Annotated in this window: 23 protein-coding genes; all 23 read right to left on the bottom strand. The window is 50.3% G+C overall.

Annotation, left to right across the window (positions count from 1 at the left end; genetic code table 11):
• Positions 1 to 1,233 (bottom strand): flagellar motor switch phosphatase FliY, encoded by a 1,233-nt coding sequence (fliY, locus tag AC0YNW_RS04060; RefSeq protein WP_475830840.1) that lies wholly within the window; start codon positions 1,231 to 1,233, stop codon positions 1 to 3.
• The gene (gene fliM, locus AC0YNW_RS04055) at positions 1,223 to 2,224 is read right to left on the bottom strand and encodes a flagellar motor switch protein FliM (protein WP_475830839.1); all 1,002 of its coding nucleotides are present in this window, start codon (positions 2,222 to 2,224) and stop codon (positions 1,223 to 1,225) included. Before fliM ends, fliY begins: the two co-directional genes overlap by 11 nt.
• Before the next feature lie 39 nt (positions 2,225 to 2,263).
• Positions 2,264 to 2,728 carry a flagellar basal body-associated FliL family protein gene (locus AC0YNW_RS04050; RefSeq protein WP_387474729.1) on the bottom strand — a complete coding sequence of 155 codons (465 nt, stop codon included), beginning with the start codon at positions 2,726 to 2,728 and terminating at the stop codon, positions 2,264 to 2,266.
• A 17-nt stretch (positions 2,729 to 2,745) separates the two neighbouring features.
• Positions 2,746 to 2,952: a flagellar FlbD family protein gene (locus AC0YNW_RS04045; RefSeq protein ID WP_116043501.1), complete on the bottom strand. Its 207-nt coding sequence runs from the start codon at positions 2,950 to 2,952 to the stop codon at positions 2,746 to 2,748.
• A gap of 66 nt (positions 2,953 to 3,018) precedes the next feature.
• A complete protein-coding gene (flgG, locus tag AC0YNW_RS04040) occupies positions 3,019 to 3,831 on the bottom strand; it encodes a flagellar basal body rod protein FlgG (RefSeq protein ID WP_475830838.1) in 813 nt (270 codons plus the stop codon).
• An 86-nt stretch (positions 3,832 to 3,917) separates the two neighbouring features.
• The gene (locus AC0YNW_RS04035; RefSeq protein WP_475830837.1) at positions 3,918 to 4,304 is read right to left on the bottom strand and encodes a TIGR02530 family flagellar biosynthesis protein; all 387 of its coding nucleotides are present in this window, start codon (positions 4,302 to 4,304) and stop codon (positions 3,918 to 3,920) included.
• Entirely contained in the window at positions 4,301 to 4,786 is a 486-nt protein-coding gene (locus AC0YNW_RS04030; protein ID WP_475830836.1) for a flagellar hook capping FlgD N-terminal domain-containing protein, read from the bottom strand. Before AC0YNW_RS04030 ends, AC0YNW_RS04035 begins: the two co-directional genes overlap by 4 nt.
• Before the next feature lie 38 nt (positions 4,787 to 4,824).
• A complete protein-coding gene (locus AC0YNW_RS04025; RefSeq protein WP_475830835.1) occupies positions 4,825 to 6,210 on the bottom strand; it encodes a flagellar hook-length control protein FliK in 1,386 nt (461 codons plus the stop codon).
• A 52-nt stretch (positions 6,211 to 6,262) separates the two neighbouring features.
• Positions 6,263 to 7,174, bottom strand: a complete 912-nt coding sequence (locus AC0YNW_RS04020) for a MotE family protein (RefSeq protein ID WP_475830834.1) — start codon at positions 7,172 to 7,174, stop codon at positions 6,263 to 6,265.
• A 29-nt stretch (positions 7,175 to 7,203) separates the two neighbouring features.
• Entirely contained in the window at positions 7,204 to 7,650 is a 447-nt protein-coding gene (gene fliJ, locus AC0YNW_RS04015) for a flagellar export protein FliJ (protein WP_475830833.1), read from the bottom strand.
• Between the two features lie 7 nt (positions 7,651 to 7,657).
• Positions 7,658 to 8,983 (bottom strand): flagellar protein export ATPase FliI, encoded by a 1,326-nt coding sequence (fliI, locus tag AC0YNW_RS04010; RefSeq protein ID WP_475830832.1) that lies wholly within the window; start codon positions 8,981 to 8,983, stop codon positions 7,658 to 7,660.
• On the bottom strand, positions 8,970 to 9,806 hold the full coding sequence (locus tag AC0YNW_RS04005) for a FliH/SctL family protein (RefSeq protein ID WP_475830831.1): 837 nt from the start codon (positions 9,804 to 9,806) through the stop codon (positions 8,970 to 8,972). The genes fliI and AC0YNW_RS04005 overlap by 14 nt, the downstream gene beginning before the upstream one ends.
• Complete coding sequence (gene fliG / locus AC0YNW_RS04000; protein WP_387474710.1) at positions 9,799 to 10,812, bottom strand: flagellar motor switch protein FliG; 1,014 nt, start codon at positions 10,810 to 10,812, stop codon at positions 9,799 to 9,801. The genes AC0YNW_RS04005 and fliG overlap by 8 nt, the downstream gene beginning before the upstream one ends.
• 11 nt (positions 10,813 to 10,823) lie before the next feature.
• The gene (gene fliF / locus AC0YNW_RS03995; RefSeq protein ID WP_475830830.1) at positions 10,824 to 12,401 is read right to left on the bottom strand and encodes a flagellar basal-body MS-ring/collar protein FliF; all 1,578 of its coding nucleotides are present in this window, start codon (positions 12,399 to 12,401) and stop codon (positions 10,824 to 10,826) included.
• A gap of 42 nt (positions 12,402 to 12,443) precedes the next feature.
• Positions 12,444 to 12,749, bottom strand: a complete 306-nt coding sequence (gene fliE, locus AC0YNW_RS03990) for a flagellar hook-basal body complex protein FliE (RefSeq protein ID WP_475830829.1) — start codon at positions 12,747 to 12,749, stop codon at positions 12,444 to 12,446.
• Between the two features lie 26 nt (positions 12,750 to 12,775).
• The gene (flgC, locus tag AC0YNW_RS03985) at positions 12,776 to 13,228 is read right to left on the bottom strand and encodes a flagellar basal body rod protein FlgC (protein ID WP_475830828.1); all 453 of its coding nucleotides are present in this window, start codon (positions 13,226 to 13,228) and stop codon (positions 12,776 to 12,778) included.
• A gap of 3 nt (positions 13,229 to 13,231) precedes the next feature.
• Positions 13,232 to 13,642 (bottom strand): flagellar basal body rod protein FlgB, encoded by a 411-nt coding sequence (gene flgB / locus AC0YNW_RS03980; RefSeq protein WP_475830827.1) that lies wholly within the window; start codon positions 13,640 to 13,642, stop codon positions 13,232 to 13,234.
• A 220-nt stretch (positions 13,643 to 13,862) separates the two neighbouring features.
• The gene (codY, locus tag AC0YNW_RS03975) at positions 13,863 to 14,633 is read right to left on the bottom strand and encodes a GTP-sensing pleiotropic transcriptional regulator CodY (protein WP_387474700.1); all 771 of its coding nucleotides are present in this window, start codon (positions 14,631 to 14,633) and stop codon (positions 13,863 to 13,865) included.
• Between the two features lie 28 nt (positions 14,634 to 14,661).
• Positions 14,662 to 16,062, bottom strand: a complete 1,401-nt coding sequence (hslU, locus tag AC0YNW_RS03970; protein ID WP_387474698.1) for an ATP-dependent protease ATPase subunit HslU — start codon at positions 16,060 to 16,062, stop codon at positions 14,662 to 14,664.
• A gap of 24 nt (positions 16,063 to 16,086) precedes the next feature.
• Entirely contained in the window at positions 16,087 to 16,632 is a 546-nt protein-coding gene (hslV, locus tag AC0YNW_RS03965; protein ID WP_387474696.1) for an ATP-dependent protease subunit HslV, read from the bottom strand.
• Positions 16,633 to 16,807: 175 nt separating this feature from the next.
• Positions 16,808 to 18,136, bottom strand: a complete 1,329-nt coding sequence (gene trmFO / locus AC0YNW_RS03960) for an FADH(2)-oxidizing methylenetetrahydrofolate--tRNA-(uracil(54)-C(5))-methyltransferase TrmFO (RefSeq protein WP_475830826.1) — start codon at positions 18,134 to 18,136, stop codon at positions 16,808 to 16,810.
• A 733-nt stretch (positions 18,137 to 18,869) separates the two neighbouring features.
• Positions 18,870 to 20,969, bottom strand: a complete 2,100-nt coding sequence (gene topA / locus AC0YNW_RS03955; RefSeq protein ID WP_387474692.1) for a type I DNA topoisomerase — start codon at positions 20,967 to 20,969, stop codon at positions 18,870 to 18,872.
• Between the two features lie 28 nt (positions 20,970 to 20,997).
• Positions 20,998 to 22,125, bottom strand: coding sequence for a DNA-processing protein DprA (dprA, locus tag AC0YNW_RS03950; RefSeq protein WP_475830825.1), 1,128 nt, complete (start codon positions 22,123 to 22,125; stop codon positions 20,998 to 21,000).
• Positions 22,126 to 22,267 lie beyond the last annotated feature (142 nt).

Here is a 22,267-nt window from a genome sequence, read left to right as displayed (position 1 = left end):
TTATTGTAATTTTTGAATGCGGTCCCATTGGCTTACGATATCTGTAACACGAACGCCGAAGTTCTCATCGATAACAACGACTTCGCCTTTGGCGATAAGTTTGTTATTGACCAGAATGTCAACCGGCTCGCCTGCCAGCTTGTCCAATTCGATGATAGAGCCTTGCGACAACTCCAGAATATCCTTAATTTGCTTCTGGGTCCTTCCTAATTCTACAGTGACCTTCAGCGGAATGTCGAGCAATAAATTCAAATTCGTTCCGTCAGTCGGCGCATATGGAGGCTGGCTGAAATTCGCGAATTGTACGGGCTGAACATTTACATTGCGACTTGCGCTTTGAGCGAATCCGGCCGGAGGCGCACCATACGGATCGTAAGCCGCTGCTGGCTGTCCTGCAGGCTGTGGAGGCGCTTGATGCGTCATCGGTGGCGGAGGCGCCGGCACATTGGCTGCAGCTGTCTGCTGCACCGCCGCTTGTTGTTCCGCTGCCGCAGCAATTTGCTGGGTTGCAGGCGCATCGGACGGCGCTAATGGCTCTTCCATCGTTCCCATCAGGGTCGAAACCATCTGCTTGGCGAAGGAAACCGGAAGCAACTGCATAATGGTGGAGTCGATCAAGTCCCCAATCGTCAGATGGAATGAAATTTTGATAAATACGTCAACTGGCGGCAAGTGATTCATACCGTCTCCGTTGTTCACATCCAGAATATCAATGCCCGGAGGTGAAATGTTGACAAATCGATTAAAGATAGTAGACATGGACGTCGCGGACGAACCCATCATCTGATTCATTGCTTCTTGTACAGCGCTGATATGAATTTCATTCAGCTCCTGAGCTATTACTTCGCCCTCGCCGCCAAGCATGAGATCGGCGATGACTTGGGCGTCCTTCGTACGAATGACCAGGGAATTGATGCCTTCGAAGCCGTCAACATATTGAACGCTTACCGCAACATGAGGCTTAGGAAAAATATCGCCGAGCTCTTCGCGTCTGACCAGCGTCACTTGCGGCGTTGTAATGTCTACTTTTTTTCCCAGCAAGGTTGACAGTGCAGTAGCAGCGCTGCCGAATGTAATGTTGCCGATCTCGCCCAAAGCATCCTGCTCCATGGAGGACAGGTAATCGGAAAGCTGCACTTCATTCGATGGAGACTGTACGTCATCTGGTTCGTTAGAGGATTGACGAAGTAACGCGTCAATTTCCTCTTGTGACAAATAATCCTTACTCATCATAATCTTCTTCCGCTCCTTCGCTTACAATCTCTTCCACCTGAACAGCCATCTTGTCTCGAATTGAGCCAGGGCTGCCGATAAATTTCAACTTCTCACCAACTTTTATTTTCAGACCTTCATCAACTGATTTATTGAGCGTTAACACATCGCCGATTGCCAGGTTCAAAAACTCATGGATCGTTATCGAGGTTTCTCCCAGCTCTGCTACGATTGGCAGCTTGGCTTTATTCACGCGTTGTTCCAGAATTTCAACCTCTTCCGGAATCCGTTCCTTCTTCTGCGATACAAACCAGTGATGGACGGACAATCTTGGCATAATCGGTTCCAGCACGACATGCGGGATACAAAGATTGATCATGCCCGTTGTATCGCCGATTTTGGTGCTGAATGAAATAAGTGCAATCGTTTCGTTCGGAGATACGATCTGCATGAACTGCGGATTCGTCTCCAGCGCTTCGAGTCTTGGCGAGATATCGATAACCGTCTTCCACGCTTCCTGCAAGCTGTCGAACGTTCTTGCGAAGATGCGCTCCATAATGGTCGTCTCAATTTCAGTCAGATTGTTGATTTTTGATGGCGCAATCCCTTGTCCGCCTAACATGCGATCCAGCATGGCGTAGGCGACGTTCGGATGAACCTCCAGCACCATGCGTCCCTCGAGCGGCTCAGCTTCGAAAATGTTCAATATCGTCATCTTCGGAATGGAGCGGATAAACTCGTCATAAGGCAATTGTTCTACGTCAACGACGTTAATCTGAACAAACGTGCGAAGCTGCGCCGAGAAATAGGTTGTCAAATATCGCGCGAAGTTTTCGTGAATGCGTGTCAAGCTTCGGATATGATCCTTCGAGAAACGAACGGCACGCTTGAAGTCATATACACTAACCTTGCGCGAAATTTCTTCCTTCTTTAAATCCTCAGCATCCATTTCACCTGAGGACAACGCAGCGAGCAGCGCGTCAATTTCGTTCTGCGATAAAACATCAACCACTTCTCTCACCCCCTTCGAGGAATCTCGCTACTGATGGATTTACATTCTTGCGACCATAATGTTTGTAATTTCTACTTTCACCAGCTTGCCTTTCGGCATGACAGGGTTAATCAGGTTCAGCAGTTTCGCTTCCAGCGCGTCTTCGCCAACAGATCCGTTAAGGTCTTCTGCCGTCATATCTGCTAGTGTTCGGCTAATGATTGGCTTAATCTCGATCTCCAGCACTTTGTCGAAGTCTTCTTTTGTCTTCTTGGAATCCAGTTGGAATGCAAAGCTAACAATGACAACATTTTTGGAATCCGCTAGGTTGCGACGGAAATCCTTAAGCTCTGATGTTACCTCCACGCGTTCTTTCGCCGACAATACTTCGATCTTCACAGGCTTTTTCGCCGCCTCTGCATCTGACGGATCTTTAGTCAGCGAGTTGAACAAAAATATGGCCACGATTGCGATGAGCGTAATGGATAGCAAAATGGTTATTAACCAAGGCAACATTTTTTTCATGTCGAAGGACCCTCCTGTTATTCACTCTTTTGGGCCGCTGCAACGAGGCCAATTGTTTGAAGAAACTGCTGATTCAGCTCGATGAGCTCGCTAGTCTTCTCTTTAACAACCAGCTTATTGCCGGTCGTAAGCGTTATAACCGTATCAGCAGCCTCTTCAATCAATTCAATAAAAAGTGCATTTATTGTTACTTTCGTTCCGTTTAAACGCGTTACGGTAATCATCAGCTACCCCCCTCTTATGTAGGGGAGGCTGGTAGCCTCCCGCTTAGTTCATTCCTATCTTATCGATTAACGTTTCAGGTTAACGACTTCCTGCAAAATCTCGTCCGAAGTCGTAATGATTCTGGAGTTGGCCTGGAATCCACGCTGTGCAACGATCATTTCGGTGAATTCAGCCGTCAAGTCGACGTTGGACATTTCCAGCTGACCAGAGATAATAGCGCCAGTTCCGAATTCAGGGTCATTGGCAGCCAGCAGCTCGAACTCGCCGTCCGGATTCGCGTTGACCGTCATGCGATACAGGTTGCCGCCAAGCTTCTCAAGACCGCTTGGGTTAACGACCTTCGCGAGTCCCAACTGAGCTACCTCTACTTGGCCGTCAGGCGTAACGCCCAGAACGGTGCCGTCTTGGCTGATGCTGAATGCCGTGACTTCCTCATCCAGTACGATTGGTGCGCCATCGATGCCGAGTACGAACAAACCATCAGCTGTAACCAATTGACGTGCCGCATCCAGGTTGAAGTTACCTGCGCGTGTCAGCATCATCTCAGCGCCGTCGCCAGCGGAAACTACAAAAAATCCATCGCCGTCAATACGTACGTCTCTTGCCTGGTTTGTAGTCATGGCGCTGCCTGCCGTATGAATGGTATCAATGGAAGCAATCGATACGCCAAGACCGATCTGCTTGGCGTTAACGCCGCCGCGTTCGCCTTCCTCAGGAGCCGTAACGCCGGACACGGTCTGGCTAAGGATGTCCGAGAACATAACGCGACCGGCTTTAAAACCGACGGTATTCACGTTTGCGATATTGTTACCGATTACGTCAAGCTTGGTTTGAAACCCTCTCATACCGGAAACGCCTGAATACATGGATCTGAGCATGCTTTATTCCTCCAATGGGTTGTATTTGACTCACGGCTGCTTCAGTCGATCCGCAGCCTGAGGCCTCCTGTACGGTCCAGCCTCTGTCAAGACAAAATAATAGCACTGTCAATCTGCGTAAAAACGTTGCTTTGCATCTGCTTGCCATCCATCGCCGTAACGACAGTGCGCGTCGGAACGTTCACGATCATCGCAATATCCTTGAATACAATGAGTGAATCTTTTGCACCTTTGGATGCAGCATCATCGACCGCTCGCATGATTTGCGTCAGCGATTCAGGCTGCAATTGAATCCCTCGCTGCTCCATCCGCATCTCGGCGTGATGGCTGAACTTCAATACCTGCGATTCCAGCATATCTCGGAATTCAGTAGATGAAGGCGTCTTTCCCTGCTGACCTCTCGCAGCCTTGTCAAGCTGCAGCGGCGCAGTTCTTATGGGATACAAGTGGCCGATCTTCATACTGTCGCTCATGGCGTTGCCTCCTCTTCCGAGTCGCCATCCGTGGACGGTGGCTGAGGTTCGCTCTCCGAGATAGACAACAGATAATCCAGCGCAACTTCCTTGTCCCCAATTCTGGAATAAAGGATGCCGTCTTTCGATACAATGGATTCGACTTGGCCGCTAAGCGTCTGTATCCCGCCCGCTTCGTCATACTCATTCCATTGCACCCACTTGCCGATCAGGCTGGATGCCGAACCAATGCTATTGCGCATTTGCGTCAGCGCCGTGTTCATATTCATCAGTTGCTCAACAGATGTAAATTGAGCCATCTGTGCGATGAACTCCTTGTCCTGCATCGGCTGCATCGGATCCTGATTACGGAGCTGCGCGACCAGAATCGATAGAAACTGATCTTTGCCCAGCGTATCCGAGGGCTCTCGCTTAGCTGCCGCCTGTACATTGTTTTTGTGATAGTCCGGCCAAACCAAACGTGGAGATACACCTTCTGCCATTACGATTCACCTCCGATCGATGCTTCTCGTATAAGCCGTTAAGCCGTTTCATTAATAGCGCGTCCATAACCCAATCCTTGAATCGCGGCTTGCTCGACCAGTTCGGATTCAAACGCGTTATCCGTTACATTCTCATCTTCCCCAAAGCCAGAACGGTTGTCTGAGCCCTGCTTGCCTTGTTGACCTGCTCCGCCTTGCTGATGCGACAGCTCCATAGATGCTGGACTTTGCGTCACCTCAAGCTTCTCCACGTTCAGCCCCTGTGCTTGCAAAGCTGCCCGCAATTGAGCCATCTGATTTTCCAGCAGATCTTTGGCTTTGGCTGTGTCGGTCTGGAACATCGCTGTCAAGACGCCGTTCTGCATCGAAATGCGCACATCTACCTGTCCTAACTGCTCAGGGAACAGCTTAAGCTTGGCTTCTGACAATCCGTCTACAGAGCGGATGTTGAACTTCTGAACAATCAGCCCATTCATCGTATCAGCAAAACTGTCTGCGAGCACAAACGCGGTAGGCGCAGCCGATCTTGCAAGAAGCGGTGCAAAGTCACGAACATTATGCGGACCTACAAGCGGCAACTGAGCAGCAGCCGATTGATCTGCAGGAACTTGAGCTTGAGGGTCAGCTTGCGTTTGAACCGCTTGTCCCTCGCTCAACGCAGACATTACCGCCTGAAGAGCTGACGGATGTACAGTCTGCTGAGATAATCTCTGCAGAAGAGCACTTGCATCCTTGGAAGAAGCAGGTTGAGCCACTAGCCATGAAGGCAATGCATCAGCATCGGCTTTCAGAGCTCCATTCTTCTTGCCAGATTCATCCGTCTCCAGAGCCGCGGACATAGCCTGCAATTGATTGGCGATGAGCGTGAGCGGCTCTTGTCCTTGAACTTGCTTCAACGAACCTTGCTGCAGCAGCGTTTGCAATTGAATAAGTCCAACCTGCATGCTTGCTTTTGTCTGTTCAAGCGCTTGAGCATTCTGAGCCATGCCGCCTGACTCTTCCGTATCCCATGCACTATTCGAGGTGCGCGGGGTTGGAATTCCGAGCAAGGCAAGCAAAGCCTGGAGCGCGTACAACATCGATTGCAGCTGATCCAGCATGCTGCCGGAATCTGTACCCTCATTCTCCGTTGCGGCATCCAGCTTGTCCATCAATCCGTCGATCAGTGACATCAGGTCTTCTGTTGAGACAGCTGCTTCAGCTGCATTCAGAGTTACAACCGTATTCTGAGGCGTAATAACGCCAAGAAGTCCCGCTTGTTGTGCGGATGTGCCCGATGGAGTCGACTCGCCGACGATTTGCTGTACAAGCGCTTGCTTGAAGCTGCCTTCCGCTCCTGTACCTGTACCTGTTTTCGTCGTTGCCGTTCCGCTGATCGCGGATGCCTGTCCTGTAACGGCCATGCCTGGAATGATCATTTCCATATGTATTCACCTCCTTTCCCGTTCAATAGTGTCTGGAAGGAGTCCCATAACCTTATGTGCCGGACATCAGCTTCGTCATGATATTCGCCGTCGCTGTTTTATCCGCTTTGGACATCTCCGTCAAAATTGCGGATCGTGCCGCATCTTCTACTGAATTCAAAATCCGGATCACTTTGCTTGGGCTGATCTCCATCATTTTGATAAGCATCTCCCCTGCGCTCTTCGCATCCATTGAGGTAAAGGTTGCATTAAGCTGTTCCTGATTAAGCGTAGCCGATACCGGCTTCTCTTCCGCCTTCTCCGTTTTGTCCAGTCGGGCTTGCAAGGCGGCAATCTGCATATCCTTCGCATTTTGACTGTCCTTCAGCTTCATGGTAGCCTCAGCCGCAATGCGCGGATCCATCTTCTCCATAATGCGCACCCGGTCATCCGGTCTCATGGAGGAGAACAGCAATACGATCTCATCCGTCGTCATGTTCTGTACAATAGGAGCGGCCTTGCTTGGCGTCATCTTTGAGAACATGCTGGCGAGTTCCGTAATCTTGGCCGCATATTCCTCGTCTTCCAACCTTTTGTCTTCGGTCTGCTGCTTCAGAAGCGCGTTCTCCGACTGCAAATCCTGAACCGCATTTGTTTGAGCACCTTTTTCCCCATTTGCAACAGCCAATTCCTGCTTGACGGAGGCAAGCTCCGTCTCAAGCTCTTCGATCTTCTCCATCATTTTAATGGAGCGGATCTGACTGTCATCCATAGAGCCTCCGGTCACCTTTGGTTCAGGCAGCACATTTTTGACAACAGGAATGGATTGTCCGAATTCCAGCGCACGATTGCGGAAGTCTGAATCGAACATCGCATAGAGCACGCCAAGCAGCACGATGACAAACAGGATGGGTATTAACATGAACATCAATCGTTCAAATGCGTTGTAGCCTTGTTTTTCTACTTCTTTATCCGCCAATTCCACTCACTCCTCTAGCCGGTGTTACGCTTCACTTATGGGGTTGGCATGATAAAGCGGACAGTTGCCATTTCATCCAGCTCATTCTGCTCCTTGAGCTGCAGCGCTTGCCGGAAGCGATCCATGGCATGGTCTTTTGCTTTGAGCCATACTTTCTCATCTTTCATTCTGTCCGCCAGCTTCGAGCGGTTCTGCTCGACGACCCGCTCTGCCTTCTTCACATCCAGCAGCTTGCTCTCGATACAAGTCTGCAGATAATCCAGATATTGACCAATGATCTGCAATTCCGCAAGCGGCACAGCACGTTGCGAAGCCGCTTGAAGCCGCTCTTCCCATTCAAGCTTCGTCTCCTGTAGCTCATGCAGCGACTTCTCCTCTGCTGACAGAGCTCCCAACGCACTTGATAACAGCCATTCCTGCTGGGTCTTTTGGCTTGTCTTCAAATCAACGACTTTTTGAAAAGAATAATGAAAGGAAGCCACCTATGACTCAACTCCTGTGAAATTCGTTCACCAATCGTTCCTGCGATTCGCTAAGCGTCACTTTTTCATTCGTCTTTTGCCTCGTAAAGGAATGAATGGCGTCGATATATTCGAGAGCAAGATCAATTTCTTTGTTGGAACCTTGTTGATACGCCCCAATATTGATCAAGTCTTCCGAATCCTTATAAATAGAAAGAAGTCGTTTCAGATCATTAGCTGCATCCTGCTGCTCTTCGGTCACAATTTCCTTCATGACGCGGCTGACGGATGCCAGTACGTCGATAGCGGGAAAATGTCCCTTATGCGCCAAATGGCGGCTGAGCACAATATGTCCATCCAGAATGCCCCGTACCGCATCGGCAATCGGCTCATTCATATCATCGCCGTCTACCAGAACTGTGTAGAATGCGGTAATCGAACCTGTCGGTCCCGTCCCAGCACGTTCCAGCAGCTTGGGCAGTGCGGCGAATACAGACGGCGTATAACCTCTTGTAGCGGGAGGTTCGCCAATAGCGAGTCCGACTTCACGCAGGGCCATCGCATAACGCGTAACGGAATCCATCATCAACATGACGTTCAGACCGCGATCCCTGAAGTATTCCGCAATGGTCGTTGCGATTAACGCGCCTTTCATCCGGATCAACGCAGGCTGGTCGGAAGTAGCTACAATAACCACAGATCTTGCAAGCCCTTCCGGACCCAGATCCTTCTCGATGAACTCCAGCACCTCGCGGCCGCGTTCACCGATAAGAGCAATGACGTTTACATCCGCTGATGTATTTCTGGCAATCATGCCTAGCAGTGTACTCTTGCCGACCCCGGAACCTGCGAAAATGCCAACCCGTTGGCCTTGGCCGACAGTCAGCAGTCCATCTATAGCCCGCACGCCGATGCTTAGCGGCTCTGTCACCCGGGGGCGGCTGAGCGGATTGCTTGGCTCATTATGGGTCGAATAGTGATGCATCCGGCTAGGCAAGTACGAACCGTCGAGCGGATTGCCGAGCCCGTCCAGCACTTTGCCAAGCAGCTCGGAGCCTACCTGTACGGTAAGCGGTTTGCCAGTACCGACAACATCGCAGCCCGGGCTAATGGAATGCAGATCGCCCAGAGGCATCAGGATAACCTTGTTGTCCCGAAAGCCAACCACTTCCGCTTTCAGCGGCTTAGCGCTTTTCGACGGATAGATATAACATAGATCGCCGATGCTCGCGTCCGGTCCTTCTGATTCAACGGTCAGTCCGATAACCTGCGTCACCTTGCCATTCACGCGAACCGGGTCAAGCGGTCTAAGGTGTTCGAGATACTTCAGGGCGTCAAGATCACTCGCGTTCATCCGCATGTCCTCTTTCATCGTTCTGATGGGCAAGCGCGATCAGCTCGCGTTTAATCTCCGACAATTGGGTATCGATTCTTGCGTCAATGCTGCCGTAAGCGGAGCGTATGACACAACCGTTATCCTTGACCGAAGAATCCGGCAAGATCTGAAGCTCCGCTTGTGAATCAATCGACGCATGGAGCTCTTCGCGTGCAGCCTGTACGAATGTCAGCTGCGAAGGAGCTACACATAGCGTAATTACGCCTTGCTCCCGTCTGCGGGATAATGAGCGGCGAATCATATCAATCGTTACATCCGGTGTTAGCGACAGCTGTTGGCCGATAATCTTCTCGGCTATAGCACAGCTAAGTTCCACCAGGAACGGCTCGGCCTCCTGAATGATCTGTTCTCGTGAAGCGTAAGCGTGCTGTAGCACTTCAGCTGCTTCCGAAATTTTGGATTCCCAGTTCTCGCGCAATTGCGCCTCGGATGCTGTTTTCCCTTCAGCGTAACCTTGCTCATAGCCGGATGTCCTGGCTTCTGTAGAGGCAAGCTCGTCTGCCTCCCGTTTTTCGAGCCACCATACATCGATCTGGGCTTGTGCATCAGCGAGCATCTTCTCGCATTCCTGCGCGGTTTCCTGAAGTCGATTTTCAGCAAATGTTTCGGCATCCTCCAAAATCTGATCCCGGAGCATCACCGTTTCTTCGTCTGGACCCGGTTCCGCGAGCGGCTCCATGTCCATATCGGAGCGTTCAGGCTCCTGGTAAGGATTGAGCCATTTCAGCTGCTTCAGTTGATCCAATGGAATAACACTGGAAGATTTAATCAAATTAGACAATGATATCATCTCCTCCACCGCGTGCGATGATGATTTCACCCGATTCTTCTAACCTGCGAATCGTAGCCACGATTCGGGTTTGGGCTTCTTCCACGTCACGCAGCCGCACAGGACCCATGAATTCCATTTCTTCCTTGAACGTCTCGGCCATACGCTTGGACATATTGCGGAAGATCGCTTCGCGAACTTCTTCGCTTGCCACCTTGAGCGCAAGCTGCAAATCTGCGTTTTCGATATCCCGGATGATGCGCTGGATGGAACGGTTGTCGATATTGACGATATCTTCGAATACGAACATCCGTTTTTTGATTTCTTCCGCCAGCTCCGGATCTTGAATCTCAAGCGCATCGAGAATGGTCCGTTCCGTACCGCGGTCTACGCCGTTCAATATTTGTACGATTGAATCAATACCGCCCGCATTCGTATAGTCCTGTGTAACCGTCGCCGATAGTTTCTGCTCCAGCACCCGCTCAACATGAGAGATAACTTCCGGTGATGTGCTATCCATAAGCGCAATTCTTCTTGCAACATCCGCCTGCTTGTCTTGCGGCAAGGAAGACAGAATTTGCGATGACTGCTCGGATTGCAGATACGATAACACGAGTGCGATCGTTTGCGAGTTTTCATTTTGGATAAAGTTCAGGATTTGCGTCGGCTCTGCTTTTCTAGCGAAGTCAAACGGTCGTACTTGAAGCGTTGCCGTCAGACGATTGATAACTTCCAGAGCTTTCGCTTCGCCAAGCGCCTTTTCCAAAATATCTTTGGCATACGTAATGCCGCCTTGCGATATATATTCCTGCGCCAGACAGATCTGATGAAATTCACTCAGGATCAGCTCTCGATCATGGCTGTCGACTTTCCGTACATTCGCAATTTCAAGAGTAAGCTGTTCGATCTCTTCATCTCGCAGGTGCTTGAAGATTTGCGCCGACACTTCAGGACCTAGTGTAATTAACAAGATTGCCGCCTTCTGGCGTCCCGATAAGCCTTGCGTTGGTTTAGACAATTACAGCACCTCTATTCATCCACAAGCCAGGTGCGAAGGAGGTTGACGAATTCGTCAGGCTTGCGTTTGGCGAGTGTTTCAAGATTTTTACGTGCTTGGCTGTCGTTATTGACACTTTCAAAATCAAGTGTCGGATACTCCATTTTAGAAGGAGCAGCAGCCATCTCCACTTCCTCAACTTGCGCCTGTTTCCGTCTGCGTGTGAGCATAACGACGAGTCCGCCGATAATGGCCAGCGCAGCAACGCCGATGCCGATTGCCCAAGGCATGGAAAGACCGCTTGTTTGAGTTGCCGTGGCACTTTCCGCAAAATTTCTTGCGATAAGCGAAACTTTTTTGTTGATTAGAGCGTCATCATTAACATCCTGTCCCGAATCAGCGAGCTGGGAGCGAACCAAAGTAGTCAAGTAATTGGTAATTGCCGCTCTAGAATCCTCGTCGTTAAGCTGCGCTGCTTCAACACCAATACTGATGGACAAGTCTTTTAGGACAAAAGGCCCAGATTCGATATTGTTATTGATTCGGTCAAATTCATAATTCCGAACTTGCGAGTTTGATTCTGACGAATTGCTGCCTTGTCCGGCCGCTTCATAACCCGGTATATCTGTCTCGCCCGTCCCTGCTACTCCACCCGCTTGCGCGGAAGATCCCGTTGAAGACGAGCTGTTCAACTCTTCACTCAGAACAATGCCATTGTTGTTGTTATTTTGCAGAGGTCTAACCAGGCTCTCCTGTGTCAGCTTCTTATCAAAGTTCATGCTGCTGGAGATACTGACCACCAGATTGTCGGTGCCTACCATACGACCAAGAAACTCCTGGATATTCTTCTTAAGGTCCGACTCGTATTTGCTTTGAATTTGGAACTGCAACTCAACCAGGTCTGTACTCCCTGTTCCGACTCCCCCTGCCTCAGAGGAAACCAGTTCGCCATGCTGCTTGGAAGAAATCGTGATGTCCTTGATCGCAAGATCAGCCACTGTAGCTCTCACCAAATTGTAATAGCCGTCGATTTCTTTTTGATTCGGTCTGTAGCCAGGCTTGAATTGCATGACAATCGCAGCCGATGCTTTAGTCGCATCTTCCGGTCTCAGAAATACACTTTCCTCCGGCGAGTTGATCAAAACCTTGGAATTTTCAACCCCTTGCAATCCGTTAAGCAATTTCTGAACTTCGCCATTGAGCGCATTCTGGTAAAGCACATTGAATTCATTTTCCGTTGTGCCAAGCTTAGACGAATTGGAGCTAAAAATTTCAAAGCCGATAGAACCGTTCTGCACCAAGCCTTGAGAGCCTGCATCCACTTTCACTCGGGATGCCACATTGCTTGGAACCATAATGCTTGTGCCACCTGCCTCAAGCTTATATGGAATACTGTTCGCGTCCAAATAAGTCATGACCGCTGCAGAATCTGTCGCATCCAGATTTTGAAACGCGAGTTCATATTCCGTTCTCGTGAACACGATTGTCAGCAGGATGACCGCCAACAACAATCCGCTAATAGATGCCCCCAACCATATTTTTTGTTTTCTGCCCATCTGGCTCCAGAACAGCTTGAGCCGTTCGCGATATTGGGCGAATCTCTCGTTCACATTGTCACCTCACCCAAATACTTTGCTAGGAAAAAAGTACGATTAAATTTGCATCCGCATAATTTCTTGATATGCCTCAACAACCTTGTTGCGGACTTGTGAGGTAAACTGCAAACTGAGATGAGCCTGCTCTGCCGCCAGAAGCACCTGCGTCACGTCCACCTGACCGACCAAATATTGATCATTCATTTTATGAACGTTTTTCTCCTGAGCGCCGACGCTCTCAAGCGCCTTCTGCAGGTACTGACCAAAGCTCTGTGTCAACTCAGCCGGAGTCGCTTGCTCAATCGGCTTGGTCTGTACCATCTTAGCTGGGGCCACCGGGCCCAGTGACATCGATTGAATCATTATATTCCCTCCGGTCTATTACGGATTTAAGCTCGGCCGATCTCGAGCGCCTTCATAAACATCGACTTTGTGGCGTTGATCGCTGTGACGTTCGCCTCATAGGCTCTCGATGCTGCAATCATATCTACCATTTCCTTTGCTACGTCAACATTCGGCATATGTACATAACCACTTTCATCTGCATCGGGGTGAGTTGGATTGTATACCAGCTTGTTTGGCGTCTGGTCTTCTTGAATGCGGCTTACCTTTACCCCTTGAGCAGTTCCATTGCGCCCCATCTCATTGGCAAGGACATTCGAAAATGATTGCCCATTCGGTTCCAACACGACCAGCTTCCGCTTATACGGTTCGAACTTTCCGTTAACGAAGCTTCCGCGTGTTGTCTCGGCATTGGCAATATTGGAGGAGATGACATCCATCCGCATGCGCTGCGCCGTTAGCGCCGATGCGCTTACATCAAATCCCGTTGACAATTTCATCGTCTAGCCCCTCCCTTCTATTGCGGTACGCATCATTTTCAGATCATGATTAATTTGCTGGGTATACAAATAATAGCTCAGTTGGTTCTTGGCAAGAAGTGACATCTCACGATCAGGGTCGACGTTGTTCTTATTGTTGTTCATGGTAGTCGATTCGTCGGTTACGACCTCAGCAACAGGCAATCTGGAAGCGTTCGAGCCGATCGAAATATGTCTGCTGTCACTGCTTCGACCCGCCAATTTACGTTCTGGCCCCATCGTTTCCTCTAGCAATTGCTCGAATACTAGCTCTGATCGTTTGAAATGCGGCGTCTCGGCGTTAGCAATATTGTTCGAGATGACGCGCTGCCTGATTTCTGCAGCATAGGCCGCAGCCTCCATCCGTTGAAATGCTGCGCCATTCAACAATTTCATGTAGTTTCACCACTTTCGCTATAGAAATCTTAAGTTACCTATTCAACAGAATAATCTTCATTCCTTCTTCATTCGACATAAAAACATTAAAAAAATGAGATAAATCTGTCGATTATTGCTGACACGAATATCTTCATCAATTCCCTAAATTATTACAATAAGAAAATAGCCCTATCTTTGATTAAAAGATAGGGCTTCCATGGTTAAATCGGACTAGGTCCTATGATTTTATCTTTTCGAGCTCTTGCAGCAGCTGATGGTTCAAAATCCGGATATAGGTCCCCTTCATCCCGAGTGATCTCGTCTCGATGACGCCTGCACTCTCCAGCTTGCGCAGCGCATTGACGATCACGGAACGTGTAATGCCCACGCGGTCTGCAATCTTCGATGCGACCAGCAGGCCTTCCTTCCCGTCCAGCTCTTCAAAGATATGCTCTACGGCCTCAAGTTCGCTGAAGGACAATGATCCTACCGCAACAGAGACAACGGCGCGGCTGCGAACCTCCTGCTCAATCTCATCAGCGCGCTCACGCAAAATCTCCATTCCGACGATCGTCGACCCATATTCGGCAAGAACCAAGTCATCATCATTAAATGAGCCTGATGGCCTAGTCAGCACAAGCGTGCCAAGCCGGTCACCGCCACCAATAATCGGTACTACTGTCATTATTTCCTGGTCCCCCAGGCGTGTCAGCGACTGGAACATGTCCGGCTCAGGCTTGACGTTAGTCATCGATTCTCCTGTCTCCAGGAAACTGGCATTCGTCTCTGGCGAGAAGCGAAGCTCGTCCCCCGTAAGATTACGGATAAAATCATGATCATACACGTCCACGGCTGCTGAACCCAAAATTTTGCCTTTGCGGCTTACGACGAATACGTTGCTTTGCACGGTAGAGCATAGCACCTCAGCCATTTCTCTGAAGCTGAGAGCTTTGCCGGCCGCTCGCTGGAGCAGCCGGTTCAGCGTTCTTGTCTTGTTCAATAAACTCATTTCCAAATGCCTCCCAAAACTGTAACCACTACAATATATATTGACTCAGATCGCGATCTTTGGCAATGCTGCCAAGTTTCTCGCGCACATATTCCGGCGTAATTGTCATTTTCTCCAAAGAAAGCTCTGGCGCTTCAAAGGAAAGGTCCTCTAGCAGCTTCTCCAATATCGTGTGGAGTCTGCGCGCACCGATATTCTCCATATTGCGATTCACATCCGCGGCGATAGACGCCAGCTCATGGATCGCCTCCGGCGAAAACTCCACCTCAATGCCTTCCGTTTGCAGCAATGCCGTATACTGCTTCGTTAACGCATTTCTTGGCTCGGTGAGGATGCTAATAAAGTCATCCAGGCTGAGGCTAGTCAGCTCCACCCGGATCGGGAACCGTCCCTGCAGCTCCGGAATAAGATCCGAAGGTTTGGCAACATGGAAAGCTCCTGCCGCAATGAACAACACGTAGTCCGTTTTGACCGGGCCATACTTAGTCATGACGGTTGATCCCTCAACAATCGGCAGAATATCTCTCTGCACGCCCTCACGGGACACATCAGGACCTGAACCGCGTGAAGGGCTGGCAATCTTATCGATCTCATCGATAAAGATAATGCCGCTTTGTTCAGCGCGAATGATCGATTCCGAGATGACGTCGTCCATGTCGATCAGCTTGTTCGCCTCTTCCTGAATGAGCGCTTTGCGCGCTTCTTTCACAGGGAGCTTACGTTTTTTAGGCTTTTTAGGCATCAGCTGGCCGAAGAGCTCTTGCATATTCATACCCATGCCTTCGGGACCTTGGCCCGATAGCATATCGAGCATATTAGGCGACGTGTCCTCCACTTCAATCTCAATCACTTCATTCTCAAGATTTCCTGCCTCTAGCTGCTCACGGATTTGATAACGTTTGGCTTGCAGAGAATGATCCTGTTCTTGGTCTTTCTCCTCTTCCTTCTCTTCGCTGCCGCCGCCGAACAACATCTCGAACGGATTTTTATTCGACTTCGGCTTCACCGCGGAAGGAGCAAGCAGCAGAACGATCCGCTCATTAGCCAGTTTCTCCGCCTTATCCTTGACGCCTTCTGTTTTTTCCGCCTTGACCATGCGAATCGCGATCTCCACCAAATCACGGACCATCGACTCCACATCACGGCCGACGTATCCGACCTCGGTAAACTTGGTTGCCTCCAGCTTAACGAACGGCGCTTTGACCAGTTTGGCGAGCCTGCGTGCGATTTCGGTCTTGCCGACGCCGGTAGGCCCGATCATCAGGATGTTTTTCGGCACGATCTCATCCCGTATCGTCTCATCCAGCTTGCTTCTCCGATAACGGTTCCGAAGCGCTACCGCAACGGAACGCTTGGCGTCCTTCTGGCCAACGATATATTTATCCAGCTCCGCGACGATCTGGCGCGGTGTCAGTGCGTCTTTTCCCATTCTCCATCGCCTCCGCTTCTTCTACTAGCCGATTTCTTCTACAATAATATTCGAATTCGTATACACGCATATCTCAGCCGCAATCTGCAGGGACGACTTCGCAATTTCTTTCGCCTCCATGCCAGGTGCATGACGCTTAAGCGCCCTGGCAGCCGACAAGGCGAACGTTCCGCCGGAGCCAATAGCCAGAATATCATCATCTGGCTCAATGATTTCCCCGTTGCCGGAGATGAGCAAGAGGCCGCTCTTATCCATGACAAGCATCATTGCCTCCAGCTTGCGCAGGATGCGGTCGGAACGCCAGTCCTTGGCCAATTCGACGGCGGCACGCTGCAAATTGCCGTGGTGCTCCTCCAGCTTCGCCTCGAACTTCTCAAACAAGGTGATCGCATCCGCTACCGACCCAGCGAACCCGGCAACAACTTGACCCCGATACAGACGTCTAACCTTTTTCGCTGTATTTTTCATCACCATGCTATTGCCGAACGTCACTTGACCGTCGCCTGCAATAGCTCCTTTTCCTTCATGACGAACCGCACAGATCGTCGTCGCATGAAATTGCATTTCCATCGGCCAGGCCTCCTTCAAGTAGTAAGAAATCGTATTCGCCCTCGAATGAAGAGGATCATCTCTTACGGTACAAACCGTTGCAACCGGCGCATATGCTTAAGTACTATGATTCATAGTGTTGCAAAATACTTGTTTTGAGAACAAATCGCAGCCGGATAGGCTGAACACCTCTATGTTACTGTACGGCGGCCGACGATAAATGTTCCTGTTTAAATTGCTCAATATGCTCCAAAGCGCGGTTCGCAATCGCTTCATTTTTTTCTTTCTTGTTCTTGATCCGTTTCTCTAGCGGCGGGAACAAGCCGAAATTAGCATTCATCGGCTGGAAATGCTTGAAATCTGCCGTCGTAATATATTGAGCCATGCTGCCTAGAGCAGTCTGCTCAGGCAATACGAGAGGTTCGAGTCCCTTCGCCACACGAGCGGCGTTCAAGCCCGCAATCAGACCCGATGCAGCCGACTCGACGTACCCTTCCACGCCCGTCATTTGACCGGCAAAAAATAGTGTATCCCTGTTTTGAGTCTGGTAAGTCGGCTTCAGCAATTTGGGCGAGTTGATGAACGTATTGCGGTGCATGACGCCATAGCGGACAAACTCCGCATTCTCAAGCCCTGGAATAAGCGAGAATACGCGCTTCTGCTCGCCCCACTTCAAGTGGGTTTGGAAGCCAACCATATTATAAAGCGTACCCGCAGCATTATCCTGACGCAATTGGATAACCGCATGAGGAAGCTTGCCCGTATGTGGGTTGACCAGTCCCACAGGCTTCATCGGGCCAAACAAAGCAGTCTGCTTGCCCCTGCTCATCATAACCTCGATCGGCATGCAGCCTTCGAAATAAATTTCTTTCTCGAATTCCTTAAGCTCCGCCTTCTCAGCTGTGATGATGGCTTCGTAGAACACGTTGAATTCTTCTTCGGTCATCGGGCAGTTCAAATAAGCAGCTTCGCCTTTGTCATATCGGGACGCCAAATAGACTTTGCTCATGTCAATCGATTCTTTGTCTATAATCGGAGCTGCCGCATCGTAGAAGTAGAAGTATTCTTCGCCAAGCAAACCCTGTATTTGCTTGGAGAGATCCGGCGCCGTAAGCGGACCGGTAGCAATTACTGTGATGCCGTCTTGCGGAATTTCCGTTACTTCTTCATTACGCACCTCAATAAGCGGATGATTATGGAGCCTGCTCGTAATTTCACCGGAGAATCCGTCGCGGTCAACCGCAAGCGCCCCGCCTGCAGGCACCGCATGAAGATCAGCGCTGCTTAAGATAATAGAGTTCAGCATGCGCATTTCTTCCTTCAATACGCCTACTGCATTAGCCAAGCCATTAGCGCGAAGGCTATTGCTGCATACGAGCTCAGCGAATTGATTCGTATGATGGGCCGGTGTCTGTCTTACCGGGCGCATTTCATATAAAGTAACGGGCACGCCCTGCGAGGCGATTTGCCAAGCGGCTTCACTTCCGGCAAGTCCTGCTCCGATTACGGTTACTTTCTGTGTCAATGGTGTTCATTCCTTTCCGTGAATTAAAACCCAAAACCCTTAAAAGGATTTCGAACCCTCCCAAGGGATTTCGAACCCTCCCAAACCCTCCCTTCCAAGGGAGGGCCCCAAGGTGCTGCGCCCCTCTGGACACCCGCCTGAATGACGAACATACCTACAGCGAGGATTTGTTGAGCCTGCCTGCATAGAACGCTTAGCCCCTTCGGGACAAGCCCAGTTTATGCGAACAACCTTTCAGTCAAGCACCAGATCGTGCAAACAAACCTTTCGGTTAAGCTCCAGTTCGTGCGAACAGCCCCTTTCGGGACAAGCTCCAGTTTGTACTCAGATACAACCCATCTACTGGCAACCATTCGTGTGACTCAGCTCAATGCCCGGAGACAAGCTCCAAGCTCGCGCGATTAACCCTTGGTGGGTTTTTAAGATTCTTTATTTTTGCTATAAGGCGATTCGTAATTATGAATAGTTCTGCATCGCGTGATGCTATTTTTCATTTCATAAATGATATTGCAAGGCGCAGACGATCGATTATACCACAATCGGGACGGCTGATCTAATATAGAATCAACAAGAGCGCCAAATGTGCGTTTTATATGCAAATAATAAACTTGCCTTGGCAAACTGTGCCAAGCCTGAGGAAGTCCTTCAAACAACATCATCCTCCCTGATGCAGGGAGGACGTGTGGTTACGTGTGTGCGATATGCAAGTCAGCGCGAGGCCATGTTACAAACCCTACGCCTGTTCTTCCTGATCATCATCCTGTACTTCCTCCGAATAATCGCAGGAAACGCATTGCAGCTTTACGCCGCTGCGATTTCGCTTCTCGACAAGCATGGCCTCGCAATTCGGGCACGGCTTGCCGGTCGGCTTATCCCAGGATACATAATCGCAGCCCGGATACTGGTCGCAGCCATAGAAGATGCGGCCCTTCTTACTGCGCCGCTCGATAATATGGCCTTCACCGCATTTCGGACAGTCGACTCCGATATCTTTGACGATCGGCTTTGTATTCCGGCATTCCGGGAAGCCCGAGCATGCCAGGAACTTGCCGAAGCGCCCCATCTTGTACACCAGATGTCTGCCGCACTTCTCGCAGATCTCATCGGATACCTCGTCTTGTATCTCAATTTCTTTCATCTCTTCTTCTGCAACTTCAAGCCGCTTCTCGAAGGAATCATAGAAATTAGCCAGTACCTTTACCCAATCTTCCGTTCCTTCCTCGACATGGTCGAGGTTGCCTTCCATGTTAGCCGTAAACTCCGCATCCAGAATCTCGGGGAAAAACTCCTCCATCAACTGAATGACCAGATCACCAAGTTCTGTCGGCATAAATTTCTTTTCTTCCATCGCTACATACCCGCGCTTCTGGATCGTCTCCAGCGTAGGCGCGTACGTACTTGGCCGGCCAATGCCCAGCTCCTCCAGCGTTCGGACGAGCCTTGCCTCTGAATATCTTGGAGGCGGCTGTGTGAAGTGCTGCTTAGGCTCGATGCTGTCCGACTGGATGACGTCGCCAACTGCAAGCTGCGGCAAAAACTTGTGTTCTTCAACGGTGCCGTCATCATTGCCCTCAACATACACCTTCATAAACCCGGCGAATTTCACCTTGGAGCCAGTAGCGCGGAACACCGTCTTGCCGGATTCCATATCGACAGTCATCGTGTCAAGAATCGCGGAGGACATTTGGCTGGAGACAAAACGCTCCCATACCAGTTTGTACAACCGGAATTGATCTCTTGAAAGAAATGGCTTCATCGTCTCCGGATCACGTAGAATCGATGTCGGACGGATCGCCTCATGCGCATCTTGTGCATTGCTGTTCTTCTTGGTGTAGACACGCGGCTGCTCCGGTGCGTAATCCGGTCCGTATTTGTCGACGATATATTCTTTTGCTTCTTCTTGGGCTACAGGAGAGATCCGGGTCGAATCCGTTCTCATATACGTAATGAGACCCACCGTACCTTCTTTCCCAAGCTCGACACCCTCATACAACTGCTGAGCTACGGACATTGTCTTCGATGCGCGGAACCCGATCTTGCGTGCCGCTTCCTGTTGAAGCGAGCTTGTAATGAATGGAGGAGCCGGATTGCGTAGGCGCTCCTTCTCCTTCACTTGGGCTACGGTGAACGGATTGCCGCCCATAGCCTGCAGCACTTCCTGCACATCGGCTTCCTTGCCAAGCTCACGCTTCTCTCCAAGAATGGAATGATATTTGGCTTCGAATGCAATGCCTCCATGGCTCAGCTTTGCTGTAATCGACCAATATTCTTCCGGCACGAACGCGTCAATCTCATTATCGCGATCAATGATCAGCTTCACCGCGACAGATTGCACCCGTCCGGCAGACAGCCCTTTTTTGACTTTCTTCCATAATAAAGGACTGATCTTATAGCCTACCAGACGATCCAATATCCGTCTCGCCTGCTGGGCGTTAACCAAATCCATGTTGATTTTCCGCGGATGCTTGAACGCATCCTTAACGGCTTGCTTTGTTATTTCATTAAATACGACGCGGCAAGTATCTTTTTCGTTCAGCTCCAGGTAATGGGCCAAATGCCAGGCGATCGCTTCTCCCTCGCGATCGGGGTCAGCCGCTAGAAAGACGTTTTTCACTTTTTTACTGGCATCCTTCAATTCTTTCAGCACGCTGCCCTTGCCGCGAATCGTAATGTATTTCGGATTGAAATCATTTTCGACCTCGACGCCGATCTGGCTCTTAGGCAAATCCCTGATATGACCCATGGACGCTTTTACGATATATTTGCTGCCCAAATACTTTCCAATCGTTTTGGCTTTGGCCGGTGATTCGACAATGACTAATGAATCTGCCATGCGAGGTGCCTCCTCTCTCTACGACAAGTTACAATGCTATATATATGGAACCGGGCTGAAGCTCGATTTTCCGTTTTATACATAAATTTAGCAGAAGTGCGTTCAAATGTCCAAACGGAATAGCGGACAGCTCGTGCAATTCATTAATGGATAAGGGTTGATCCTGCAAAAAAGCAATTAATTTGCGCTCCTCCGGCTCTAGCGATTCTGTCTCCAGCATCGCTGAATCATGCGCTCCGCTGCTCCCAAATGGGGCGGCTTGGTCGAGTAGCCAAGGCAGCTCTTCAAATATCTGCGGCGTCTCGCTCAGCAATCGCGCTTTCCCCTCACGTATAAGCTCATTGGGCCCATCGCTTTTTGGAGACGTAATCTGTCCTGGGACAGCAAATAGCTCGCGATCCATCTGAAGCGCGTGCTTGGCTGTAATCAGCGAGCCGCTTTTGCGAGCACCTTCGACGACAACGGTCGCCCTGCTGAGCGCTGCAATAATGCGATTGCGCTGATGAAATTGGCCAGGATGGAGCTTTGTGCCGATCGGAGTCTCCGACAGCAGCAAGCCCTTTTCACTCAATTGCCGGAATAAAGAAGCGTTCTCTGCCGGATAGCAGGTATCAATTGGCGTTGGCAGAACAGCAATCGTGCCTCCTGGGCCCTCAATTGCCGCTTCATGGGCTTTGGAGTCAATCCCCCGAGCAAGACCACTCACAACTGTAACCCCCGCCTCAGAGAGCTCCTGAGCGATAGCAGAAGCCATATGTCTGCCATAGGCTGTCGGCACTCGCGTACCGACCATCGCAACAGCTGGACGCTCCAGCAGCTCCAATCGCCCCTTGGCGTATAATACCCAGGGAGGCTGCGCGATCTCCAGCAGTATGGAAGGATACTCAACATCGAAAGGCGTAAGGACAGCTACATCATCTCGATCCTCAAGCGCTCCTGCTCCCGCCGCTTCCCTCCGGGCAGCATCTCGAAAAAAGCACTCCGTCTTCTCCGCTTGCTCCTGCTTAAGACCGATGTCCAGCAGCTCTTGCAAAGTCCAGTCATGCTTGCGCCACAACCGATGACGCACCGCTTTCTCAACGGCATGCCAGCCAATGCCTGGCAGTTCATAATAGGCAATGACCATTCTTCTGCGCAACCTATGCTCGTTATCCATATAACCAGCCCTCATTTCTTTCGGGCCGGCCTGCATTCCTATCTATTGTGCGTTACGGAGAAGCAGAATGCAAGTCGGCCGCCAAATTTGTAAGCCGTCCCAGGTTGGACGTCCAAGCTTATACGGCGTGAATCCGTGATTC

Source organism: Paenibacillus sp. J31R120 (assembly GCF_056269225.1).
Note: the sequence above shows the minus strand (reverse complement) of the source record. Positions and strands in the feature narration are given on the sequence as shown.

Excerpts from the sequence above, each read along its gene's own strand:
- fliY (WP_475830840.1), bottom strand. The coding sequence starts at position 1,233 with ATGATGAGTAAGGATTATTTGTCACAAGAGGAAATTGACGCGTTACTT.
- AC0YNW_RS04050 (WP_387474729.1), bottom strand. The coding sequence starts at position 2,728 with ATGAAAAAAATGTTGCCTTGGTTAATAACCATTTTGCTATCCATTACG.
- AC0YNW_RS04045 (WP_116043501.1), bottom strand. The coding sequence starts at position 2,952 with ATGATTACCGTAACGCGTTTAAACGGAACGAAAGTAACAATAAATGCA.
- flgG (WP_475830838.1), bottom strand. The coding sequence starts at position 3,831 with ATGCTCAGATCCATGTATTCAGGCGTTTCCGGTATGAGAGGGTTTCAA.
- AC0YNW_RS04035 (WP_475830837.1), bottom strand. The coding sequence starts at position 4,304 with ATGAGCGACAGTATGAAGATCGGCCACTTGTATCCCATAAGAACTGCG.
- AC0YNW_RS04030 (WP_475830836.1), bottom strand. The coding sequence starts at position 4,786 with ATGGCAGAAGGTGTATCTCCACGTTTGGTTTGGCCGGACTATCACAAA.
- AC0YNW_RS04025 (WP_475830835.1), bottom strand. The coding sequence starts at position 6,210 with ATGGAAATGATCATTCCAGGCATGGCCGTTACAGGACAGGCATCCGCG.
- fliI (WP_475830832.1), bottom strand. The coding sequence starts at position 8,983 with ATGAACGCGAGTGATCTTGACGCCCTGAAGTATCTCGAACACCTTAGA.
- fliE (WP_475830829.1), bottom strand. The coding sequence starts at position 12,749 with ATGATTCAATCGATGTCACTGGGCCCGGTGGCCCCAGCTAAGATGGTA.
- flgC (WP_475830828.1), bottom strand. The coding sequence starts at position 13,228 with ATGAAATTGTCAACGGGATTTGATGTAAGCGCATCGGCGCTAACGGCG.
- flgB (WP_475830827.1), bottom strand. The coding sequence starts at position 13,642 with ATGAAATTGTTGAATGGCGCAGCATTTCAACGGATGGAGGCTGCGGCC.
- codY (WP_387474700.1), bottom strand. The coding sequence starts at position 14,633 with ATGAGTTTATTGAACAAGACAAGAACGCTGAACCGGCTGCTCCAGCGA.
- hslU (WP_387474698.1), bottom strand. The coding sequence starts at position 16,062 with ATGGGAAAAGACGCACTGACACCGCGCCAGATCGTCGCGGAGCTGGAT.
- hslV (WP_387474696.1), bottom strand. The coding sequence starts at position 16,632 with ATGGAAATGCAATTTCATGCGACGACGATCTGTGCGGTTCGTCATGAA.
- topA (WP_387474692.1), bottom strand. The coding sequence starts at position 20,969 with ATGGCAGATTCATTAGTCATTGTCGAATCACCGGCCAAAGCCAAAACG.
- dprA (WP_475830825.1), bottom strand. The coding sequence starts at position 22,125 with ATGGATAACGAGCATAGGTTGCGCAGAAGAATGGTCATTGCCTATTAT.